The organism is Gallibacterium trehalosifermentans (assembly GCF_042433055.1).
Taxonomy (GTDB): Bacteria; Pseudomonadota; Gammaproteobacteria; order Enterobacterales; family Pasteurellaceae; genus Gallibacterium; species Gallibacterium trehalosifermentans.
The window spans coordinates 1-1,505 of sequence record NZ_JBHLWB010000012.1 but is presented as its reverse complement, the minus strand read 5'-3'; the positions used below and the strand labels follow the sequence as shown (position 1 = coordinate 1,505).

The window sequence follows — 1,505 nt, the reverse complement described above, 5'->3', positions numbered from 1 at the left end:
ACGCTAACCTAACCTACTCCGTCCCCACATCGCAGTTTATCCAAGTATGGGAATATTAACCCATTTCCCATCGACTACGCTTTTCAGCCTCGCCTTAGGGGCCGACTCACCCTGCCCCGATTAACGTTGGACAGGAAACCTTGGTCTTCCGGCGAACGGGTTTTTCACCCGTTTTATCGTTACTTATGTCAGCATTCGCACTTGTGATACGTCCAGCAAACCTCTCGATTCACCTTCATCCGCTTACACAACGCTCCCCTACCCAACAGGCGTATCACTAATATTCCTCTTCGATTTATTTGCCTTTCCACTCAACGTGTTTTTCGCTTGACCCACTTGCTTCGCAAGTGGTTAATCGTAAGGCGTATTAGTGATACGCCTGATGCCGCAGCTTCGGTACTATATTTTAGCCCCGTTACATCTTCCGCGCAGGCCGACTCGACTAGTGAGCTATTACGCTTTCTTTAAATGGTGGCTGCTTCTAAGCCAACATCCTAGCTGTCTAAGCCTTCCCACTTCGTTTCCCACTTAATATAGATTTTGGGACCTTAGCTGGCGGTCTGGGTTGTTTCCCTCTCCACGACGAACGTTAGCACCCGCCGTGTGTCTCCTAAGTAGTACTCTTCGGTATTCGCAGTTTGCATCGGGTTGGTAATCCGGGATGGACCCCTAGCCGAAACAGTGCTCTACCCCCGAAGGTATTCACTTAAGGCTCTACCTAAATAGATTTCGGGGAGAACCAGCTATCTCCCGGTTTGATTGGCCTTTCACCCCCAGCCACAATTCATCCGCTACTTTTTCAACAGTAGTCGGTTCGGTCCTCCAGTTAGTGTTACCCAACCTTCAACCTGACCATGGCTAGATCACCGGGTTTCGGGTCTATACCTTGCAACTTGCCGCCCAGTTAAGACTCGGTTTCCCTTCGGCTCCCTTATTCAGTTAACCTCGCTACAAAATATAACTCGCTGACCCATTATACAAAAGGTACGCAGTCACCCTTTCGGGCTCCCACTGCTTGTACGTACACGGTTTCAGGTTCTCTTTCACTCCCCTCCCGGGGTTCTTTTCGCCTTTCCCTCACGGTACTGGTTCACTATCGGTCAATCAGGAGTATTTAGCCTTGGAGGATGGTCCCCCCTTCTTCAAACAGGATTCCTCGTGTCCCGCCCTACTTCTCGTCTGCTTAGTACCACTATTGATTTTTTAGATACGGGATTTTCACCCTCTATGATTGAGCTTCCCAGCTCATTCTCCTAAATCATTAGCTATCACTGACTGGCTACTCCGCTTTCGCTCGCCGCTACTCACAGAATCTCGGTTGATTTCTTTTCCTCAGGGTACTGAGATGTTTCAGTTCTCCTGGTTTGCCTACTTAACCTATGGATTCAGTTAAGTATGATAGATTCTTCATCTATCGGGTTGCCCCATTCGGATATCGTGGGTTATTCGCTTCTTATCAACTCACCCACGCTTTTCGCAGATTTGCACGTCCTTCTTCGCCTCTG

Annotated in this window: 1 rRNA gene; it reads right to left on the bottom strand. The window is 48.9% G+C overall.

The features are described from left to right. A 23S ribosomal RNA gene (locus ACFFHK_RS09750) occupies positions 1–1,505 on the bottom strand; the annotation flags it as partial.